The sequence below is a fragment of the Methanogenium sp. MK-MG genome, assembly GCF_009914725.1.
Lineage (GTDB): Archaea > Halobacteriota > Methanomicrobia > Methanomicrobiales > Methanomicrobiaceae > Methanogenium.
Map to the genome: position 1 here is coordinate 1 of NZ_JAAAWJ010000073.1, position 9,082 is coordinate 9,082.

Sequence of the window (9,082 nt, forward strand, 5' to 3'; positions counted from 1 at the left end):
GGGAACGATCTGCTCAAAGAGATGTTCGACGTCTTCCGGCATCTTCTGGGTGTGTTCTGTTAAAAAGAATCCGCCATCGCCGAGTGAACTGTGATACATCCTGATAACCCTGCTCCTGTCCTCTTCAGTAAAATGAAGGAGCACGTTTTTGCAGACAATCAGAGAAAAATTGTCTCTGAATGGCTCGAAACTGAGGAGATTATGTTTCTGAAACTCAAGGCGCTTTTTGATCTCATCGGAGACCCGGTAATTGCCGGGTTTATTCTCATCCGGCAGGAAGTGTTTCCTGAAGATATCTTTGGGCATTCTCTGGAGTTCGTTCTCCGGATAACTGCCTTCTCTGATGATTTTACCAAAGGTGTCCGATGGATCGATATCGCTTGCGTATATCCTGACATTCCTGAAGATCATCTGACCCATATTCTCTCTGAGCAGCAGGGCGATGGTATAGGGCTCCTGGCCCATTGCGCACCCGGCACTCCATATGTTGATGTAGCGCCGCGACCGGAACGAGGGGAGCATATGATCGATGATTGTCTGCAGTGTCTGGAGATCCCTGAAAAAGAATGTAAATGCCATGATGAATCACGTAATGTCGGTAGATGCCTGCCTGAGAAGGAACTGTATTAAATTGCCTCACTATTCCCAATTAAGGTTCTGTATGGGGTAATGTTCTGTCTGAAAAAAATAAGGTGGTGTTCATTTGCCCCACGTATCCCCATGCTAATGGAGTGACTATGCGTAGCCACGACTATGAGCATCCGCTCCATCCGCAGTTTTTGCAGGTGCCCTGGTTGCAGCCTTCCCCGAAGTCCAGCTCTGCGTTGCATTCGGGACAGCGGTTCTTTGTATTCCCGGGTGCCTCGGTGATGGTCCAGTTATCGAGGGTGGTGATCGTCTCCATGCGTGCCGCAAGGTCAATGCACCTCCCCACGACATCAGCACAGGAGTATCCCTCTGATTCCGCGTTTTTGATAGCAGACAGACAGTTCACCTTCCTGAACTGTCTGACGTATTTGGTGTAGGGAACGCCACTCTGCAGGCCCGTTGATATCGCCCGCCCGAGGGCATTGGAGTTTGCTTCGCACCCCCCGCTGCCTACGGTCCGGATAAATACTTCCCATGGTTTCCCCTCAAAGAGGTTGACTGTCACATAGAGGCGGCAGCACCCTGACTGGCAGAGGTAGGTCTTTCCGATGAGTTCCTTCGGGCGGCACCGCTCCTGTGCCTCAGGTTCTGCCGGTTCCTTCTCGCTGAGGGCCAGAACAACCTCGTCCCGGCTTCCGGTACGGTATATGGTCATCCCCTTGATGCCATTCTTCCACGCCATCATGACTGCTGCGGCCATATCGTCTCTGGTCGCCTCCTCAGGCATATTGATCGTCTTTGATATGGAGGCGTGGACATGCTTCTGGAAGACTGCCTGCATCATGATGTGATCCTTCCAGCCGATGTCCATCGCTGTCCGGAAGACCCGGCGGAATGATTCCGGAAGCCACGCAATGTCCTGCACGGTTCCGGTTTTATGGACATGTGCTGTCACTTCACGAACCTGGCGTTCGCATTCTTCCTGTGATTTACCGGGCACTGCAAGGACCCTGTGCAGTTCGGCTGCAAAGATCGGGTGAATAATTTCAAACGTCTTTCCCACCGTGTTATTCCGGGTATAGGCAAAGGAGAAGACCGGTTCGATGCCACTGGAACAGTTCGCCATGAGGGAGATGGTTCCCGTCGGGGCGATGGTGGTCAGGGCGGCATTCCGCATCGTCTGCCTGCCCCAGGTGCTGCCTTCCCATGCGGGGAAGACGCCGCGTTCCTCTGCAAGGCGGTGCGACTCGTCCACCGCAGTTTTTGTGACAAGCTCCATCACATGTTCACAGAATGCCCGTCCTTCCTCTGCGTCATAGGGAATTCCTAAGAGGAGGAGTGCGTCATGGACGCCCATGAGGCCAAGACCGGTCTTTCGGGTTTTCTCTGTTGCCTCTTTTATCTGCGGGATGGGGAAGGAGTTGTTGTCAATCACCGCGTCAAGGAATCTGACACCGATGCGTGCGGTTGTTTTGAGCCGCTCTTCATTGAGTCTGCCGTCTTCCACAAACTTTGACAGATTAATCGATCCCAAAACACAGCTTTCGAAGTGCAGGAGCGGCTGCTCACCGCAGGGGTTGGTGGTGTCGATGGGCCCGAGGCGGGGAGTGGGGTTGTGGCGGTTTATTTCGTCATAGAAGAGCACTCCCGGCTCTCCGTTCTTCCATATCCCTTCAATCACCGCGTTCCATATGGCGCCGACCGTGATCTCTTCGCCGGAATGCGGGTGGGTCATCCATATCTTCTCCATCTCGCCCTGTTCGACAGATTCCATGAACGCGTCGTTCATCATCACGGAGATGTTGAAGTTTTTGACCTTCCCCTCTTCCGTCTTTGATCTGATGAACTCCAGGATGTCAGGGTGCCAGACATTGAGAATGCCCATGTTTGCGCCACGGCGTCTGCCGCCCTGTTTGATGACCTCGGTCGCTTCATTGAAGATGTTCATGAATGAGACGGGGCCGGATGCAACGCCCTCTGTCGAGAGGACAGGTGCATTCTTTGGGCGGATATTTGAGAAATTATAGCCGGTGCCGCCTCCGCTCTTGTGGATGAGGGCCCCCCATTTGAGGGCGTCAAATATTTCAGGAAGTGAGTCATCCACCCGCAGGGTAAAGCAGGCGGAGAGCTGGTTGATGTCTGTACCTGCGTTCATCAGGGTTGGCGAATTGGGGAGGAACCGGAGTGATTCCATCTCTTCGAAGTATTCGGAGGTTTCTGCCTCATTGTTCCCCAGGGCGGCAGCGACACGCCTGCACACATCCTCAAATGTGGTTTCCCCGTTGCGGAGATAGCGGGCACTCAGTATACTGTCAGTGATTGAATCTGTCATCTGTATCTTTGATCCGTTATGCTAAAAATGCAGAGAATACACAGGTCTGTTCCTCCTGATACAGGGGCGGGCCGCATGCATGGCATTGGTCATCCATCGGATGCCATATTCTCTGCCTCCCTCATGTCTCATAAATGTGAATTTAAAGGCACTGGGTGGTCTTTTCATCTGGTCGGATATCGTTGCGTTGTTCTTTTTTAGTCTGCGGCATACCGGGGTGTCCGGCATCTCTTCTCTTCGCAGAATGTGCCCGGTTAACCGGTAGCGGTCTCTTCTGACCGGGTCTTCAGGCTCTCTCTTTGGTGGTGTCAGAGAGGGTCGTCCCATTCTGTTTGTCGGGCAGTATGAAAGAGCAACGGGTGCCGGAAAAAAACATGATGCGGCGGGTGGGTATTGGTGTGTCACCGTGGTCTGTTGTGTTCCAAAGCAGTCTGCCCGGGTATTTGTATTTTTGACCGCAGAAGGGTATCCTGCATCCTGTTCCGGCCCGGATGCATGCTCCCTGTCCTGCTTCTCCTGCCGGTCGTGCCGCGCCCGCCTAGACATATCTTCCCGGTGATGCCGGAAGCCTGACGGCAATCATCGGCGGGTCTGTATTCACTCCTGATACCCCAATACAGCGATGGCTCGGTTGGGCGTGTTCATCGCCAGAGGTGAGTAGCATACCGGACACGGAAAAGATGTGTGGATTATTGTTTCCGCTGTGCCAGCAGAACAACTCCGGCAAGGCCGATAATCAGCATCACAGGTATGGCTATTGTTGGAAATTCAGGGACATTCGTTGGGTCAGTGGGTTCCGGCGTCTGGGTAGCAGTCGGTGTGGGTGTCTGTGTTGTGGTTGGCTCCGGAGTTTGGGTAGCGGTCGGTGTGGGTGTCTGTGTTGCGGTGGGTTCATCGGTATTGCTTGCCGTGTCTTCAGATGTCTCCGATAATGTCCTGACCCGCGTTACACGAATCTGGGTACTTTCCGCTACAGACCCGCCATCATCATCGGTTAGTGTGAGTGTTACCACGTATTCTCCTTGTGTTGTGTAGGCATGAGATCCGGAGATCGTCCTGTTTTGTTCATCAATGATGCAGACCATATCGTCCCCTGCCGGATCACCCCAGTTAAATGAGGCTTCATGTATATCCAGACCGGGATCAGAGAATTGTGCCAATGCCTCAACGGGTGTGCGGACGGATGCTGACTCCTGTATGATAAGAGAATCAATTGTGGGTGCAACATTTGAAACGATCACCGGTACGGTTGCAGAATCTGTCAGACCATAGGGGTTCGTTACCGTGAGGGTGACCTCATATTCACCATTTTCTGTATACATGTGTTCAACCGTCGCACCGGAACCGGTCTCTCCATCGCCAAATTTCCATTGGTATCGGGTTTTGTCACCTGTGTTCAGGGAAGCTGATGCATCAAAGCAGATTTTTGACCCTTCATCACAGGACGATTCGGCTGTAATGGAGGCATGCGGTGAGAACATGGTGCATATGAGCTCCAGGTTGTGATTCAGGCCAGCTGCTACCTGTGTAAATCCGTCTCCGGCAGGTGCATTGCTGCACTGACCAAAATAATCCGACCCCCATGCCACAATTGTGCCGTCGGATGTGAGTGCCAGACTGTGAACAAATCCAGCGTCCACCTGTTTAAATGTGTCTCCTGTGGGTTCGTTGTTGCACTGGCCAAACCAGTCATTTCCCCATGCTGCAATAGACCTGTCTTCCTTTAGTGCCAGGCTGTGAATTCCTCCTGCTGCTACCTGTGTAAATCCGGTTCCCGCAGGTGCATTGTTGCAGTCGCCAAAAACATCACACCCCCATGCCACAATCGACCCGTCTTCTGTGAGTGCCAGATTGTGAATTAATCCCGCAGCCACCTGTGTGAATTTGTTTTCCATTGGTGCCTTGCTGCACTGGCCAAACCAGTCATTTCCCCATGCCACAATGGTGCCGTCTTCTGTGAGTACCAGGCTATGGATGCCTCCTGCTGCTACCTGTGTAAATCCATTTCCTGCGGGTGCACCGCTGCACTGGCCATGCTTATCCCACCCCCATGCCACAATGGTGCCGTCTTCTCTGAGCGCCAGACTGTGGTGAAGTCCTGCAGCCACCTGTGTAAATCCGTCTCCGGTGGGTGCACCGCTGCACTGTTCAAAATCATCCCGTCCCCATGCTGCAATGGTGCCGTCTTCTGTGAGTGCCAGACTGTGGTAATATCCTACGGCTACCTGTTCAAACCCGTCTCCGGCAGGTGCATCGCTGCACTGGCCGTATTCATTGTTCCCCCATGCTGCCACCTCCCCGACTGCCGAGACCGGCATTCCAAAAAGAAGACTTGTCAGCACCAGACCTGCCAGTAATACTACTGTGTTTCTCTGATCAAATGTTGATCTTTTCATTTTTCCCACCCCGTCCCGTATATTTAATAATTCAGCACGTGCGGTAACGATACAATATGCACGCGGAGTAACGGCACCGTATATAAAATAACGATATGCTGGGCACAAGTGCCCGGCATAGAATTGAAAAAATCAACAGAATCTGTCAAAAGGATTAGAAAATCTGACCCCGATGACCAATCGGGCTGAACTATCGTTTGTAAAAACCAAATGTGCACTCAAATGATATGAGATACGATTTTTCCCCGATATTCAGAGGTTTTTTGGTGCCGGATTATTCTGCAAACATCTCTCTTGCCGCCTTCTTTCTCTCTTCAAACCCTTCCCCTTCCATTTCTCTTACAACGGTTTCCAGAAGGTCCGGGATATCGATGTGCTGGGGGCATTTCTCCAGACATTCCATGCACTGCACACACTGCGAGGCAAAATGTTCCGGGCTGTTTGTCAGCACACCGGAGAGCCGGACGGCATAGAACATCTCGGCATCCGGGTTTTTGAACATGTACCTGTTGTTGTAGAGCTCAAAGCAGAGCGGGATATCCACATTGGCGGGGCAGGGCATGCAGTACTGGCAGCCGGTACAGCTGACCTTCATCAGTTCCCGGTATGTTTCTGTTACCTCCCCGATGACTGCCAGTTCTGCATCCGAGAGGGAATCAGGATAGGCCTCATGTGCCGTTTGGAGGTTCTCTTCGATATGCTCCTCTCTGTTCATGCCAGAGAGGACGACTGTCACCCCGGGGTGGTTCCATATCCAGCGGAGCTCCCACTCTGCAGGCGTGCGCTGAACGGGTGAACTGTCCCAGATGTCCCCGACTGCGGGCGGCACCGGGTCTGTCAGGTTGCCTCCCCTGAGCGGTTCCATGATGATGACGCCGAGGCCCTTTCCGGCGGCGTATTTCAGCCCTTTTGTGCCTGCCTGGTTCTGTTCGTCGAGAATATTATACTGTATCTGAGAGAATTCCCACGGGTAGGCGTCCACAATCCGGGCGAAGTCCTCTGCTGGCCCGTGGAAGGAGAAGCCGGCGTTGATTATTTTTCCCTCTTTTTTTGCCTCGTCAAGGAAAGCTGTCATGCCGCATGCTTCGAGGCGGGCGAGTTTTTCTGTCGTGTCAAGCACATGGATGAGGTAGTAGTCGATATGGTCTGTCTGCAACTTCTCCAGCTGTGCGTCAAGAAACCGGTCCATGTCCGCCCGCGTTGTCACAAGCCACGACGGCATCTTGGTCGCCAGCCGCACCTTCTCACGGTATCCATCGGAAAGCGCCCGCCCGAGGAATGGCTCGCTCTCCCCCATGTGGTAACTCCAGGCCGTGTCGATGTAGTTTACGCCGTGATCAATTGCGTGCCTGATCTGTTGGGTGGCCCGTTCCTCATCTATCTGCCCGTCTCTTTCCGGGAGGCGCATACAGCCGAAGCCGAGTATGGAGAGTTTGTCACCTGTTTTTGGTATTGTGCGGTAGAGCATTCTGGTTCCTCTTGGTATGGGGGATTGATGTTTTGGATGGTATTTATGGGTTTTTGAGGGGGGGGGTGAGGTTCAATTCATTGAAGAAGGTCTGATGGCCAGACAGCACCAGATGATGGATGAGAGGGGAGGATTGGAGGGATGAGTTTTGGAAATGGAAATAATTATTGAGGAGGATTTCTGAAAACCCCATAAAAATGGTCATCAACATATAAATGGTTTATATCAGATGTTGCCTAAATTAGGGGTTTATCGAAATTCTCCCTAATTATTTTGGAGATTCTCTTTATTTTTCCTGTTTTATCAACATTATCTAACTATTTTTGGATTATAAATAAAATTTAAGTATCGATGATGATATAGTATATCATTGTGGCGATTTGATGGCAAAAAATACTGGTGATGGATATCGCAAAGGGGCAGTAAAAAAGACGAGCCAATTTAGCAATCCTCGGACTGGGTTGAATTATAAGAGAGATGCAGAAACGGGGAGAATTAAGAGCGCCAAAAAGTCTGGAGGGAAATATAAGGGAGTCAGGAGGGAATAACATGGCTGGTATCTTTGACAACAGGACTGATACGGAAAAGACACGGCATGCTCTTACTCCGGCTAAAAAGGTAAAAATTAAGACTGCGTTAGGGAACAAATGTGAAAAGTGCAGAAAAAAGTTCCCTGTGAGAAATCTCAAAGTCCACCATATTGAAGAGGCCGCAAAAGCCTCTGGTACCAAGGATCTCAACACACCAGGCAATCTGCTCGTCCTGTGTTCTATTTGTCATGATGACGTTCATGATAAACCAATTCCCAAAAGTACTCAAAAGGGGTGGATTAAAAAACGGTCTGAGTCTGCAAAAAAAGAAATTCGAAGTATATTGCGGAATCGGCCAAAGGTGACCGATGGGAACTCTTCACCAGTGAAGATAAGAGTCCCAAAAATCTCGCAGCCCAAAATAAAACCAATAAAGATCGATATGCCCGACTTTTTTGGGTTAGGTGGATCAAATAAGAAAAAATAAGAATACGGTCGATTGTGATTTCTTTCCTGAAATAATCCGGCTCTGTAGAAATCCTCTAAGAAAAAATAGCAACCGAAAGATCAATCCTATAGGATCTCCTGATCTATTTTTGACCAAAAGCAGACCAAAGTTCCTCGGTTCATGCCTGAAAACAGACACACCAGTCCTGTGAAAAAGTATCCTGAAGCCATGGGATATACAGTCTTGTGTAGCTTTACCATCCTCCTAAAGAATTCTGGCTCATAATCCCGGGTGACAGGCACCGGATATGCCGGGTGGCCCGTTCCTGTAGCTGTGGTGTATGATCCCCACCATTTTGGTCGATATGCCTGTATTTAAGGCCAAATGGCGATTTCCTTGCACATCCTGCCCATTTCTGCCCCGGAAAATTGCATCCACTCAGAAGCCCGGAGCGACCTGATCTCAGCCGAGACAACCAATACGTCCTCCCAAAATATCCGCCAATGGCGACCCCTTAATACTCCACAATTATTTGCCATTTTAGCGAATAAACGGCGAAAATGCCGTATTTTCCCACCAGAAATAATGGGCAGAAAATACGTCCATTCTGTCCCCCGATCCCCCACTACTGGCAGTCAAAAAAATGAGGTCAGGGGGGTGAGAAGAGGGTGACAAAAAACAGGGGTGAGGCAGTAGCCACCTTCTTTCGGGCGGTCGTCCGGTATCTGGTTGATGCCCGTTTTATCTATCAAAAATCCTCTGAATTCCGATACAACCGTTGCAACCGGGATTTTTTGTTATTCTCATCAAAGCGTTACTTGAATATAGTCACGTGGCTTAAAATGAGTAATCACCTGTGGAGAGTCTACGATGATAAAAAAATCATATTCTTTGATCTGGTTCGCTGCGCTTGCAGGAATCTGCATTATTCTTGCATGCGGTTGTGTAAACGAGGATGCGTCCACCACACCGGATGGCGGTGCGGTGGAACCCGGCGTTGTTGACCCTGAACAGAACCCGGATTATACAGAGTCATACAACTGGCTTTCCCTGCCGTCCGTAGACAAACCGGTGGATGTATTTTATGTCTACCCGACCGTCAGCAGCAATGCAACCGGTCAGATGGATATTACCAGCGCAGAAGAACGGGCACTGGCAGAGGGCATTTACCAGGCACAGGCCACGGTGTTTGAATCGCATGCCAATGTCTTTGCCCCGTACTACCGCCAGATGTCAACCCAGGTTGATATGTCCGCAGGCGGACTTGCAACCGATACGCCGGAATTCAAACAGGGTGCCGCCGATGTAGAAGAAGCCTTC

The 9,082-nt window shown here is 50.9% G+C and carries 7 protein-coding genes; 2 read left to right on the forward strand and 5 right to left on the reverse strand.

What is annotated here, in order from left to right; genetic code table 11:
* The 5 genes from MKMG_RS09335 to MKMG_RS09355 form a co-directional block, all read right to left on the reverse strand.
* Nucleotides 1-579, reverse strand: a 579-nt coding sequence (locus MKMG_RS09335) for a protein-glutamate O-methyltransferase CheR (RefSeq protein ID WP_165077518.1), incomplete at its 3' end; no start/stop codon positions are given.
* Between the two features lie 172 nt (nt 580-751).
* A complete protein-coding gene (locus tag MKMG_RS09340) occupies nt 752-2,920 on the reverse strand; it encodes an adenosylcobalamin-dependent ribonucleoside-diphosphate reductase (protein ID WP_165077519.1) in 2,169 nt (722 codons plus the stop codon).
* A 21-nt stretch (nt 2,921-2,941) separates the two neighbouring features.
* Nucleotides 2,942-3,466, reverse strand: coding sequence for a hypothetical protein (locus tag MKMG_RS09345; protein WP_165077521.1), 525 nt, complete (start codon nt 3,464-3,466; stop codon nt 2,942-2,944).
* Nucleotides 3,467-3,609: 143 nt separating this feature from the next.
* A complete protein-coding gene (locus tag MKMG_RS09350; protein WP_165077522.1) occupies nt 3,610-5,316 on the reverse strand; it encodes a PKD domain-containing protein in 1,707 nt (568 codons plus the stop codon).
* 274 nt (nt 5,317-5,590) lie between these two features.
* Nucleotides 5,591-6,784 carry an aldo/keto reductase gene (locus tag MKMG_RS09355; RefSeq protein WP_165077524.1) on the reverse strand — a complete coding sequence of 398 codons (1,194 nt, stop codon included), beginning with the start codon at nt 6,782-6,784 and terminating at the stop codon, nt 5,591-5,593.
* Between the two features lie 477 nt (nt 6,785-7,261).
* On the opposite strand from MKMG_RS09355, the gene MKMG_RS09360 reads away from it, so the two are divergent.
* On the forward strand, nt 7,262-7,801 hold the full coding sequence (locus MKMG_RS09360) for an HNH endonuclease (RefSeq protein ID WP_174235650.1): 540 nt from the start codon (nt 7,262-7,264) through the stop codon (nt 7,799-7,801).
* Between the two features lie 831 nt (nt 7,802-8,632).
* Nucleotides 8,633-9,082, forward strand: a 450-nt coding sequence (locus tag MKMG_RS09365; protein WP_165077527.1) for a DUF3089 domain-containing protein, incomplete at its 3' end; no start/stop codon positions are given.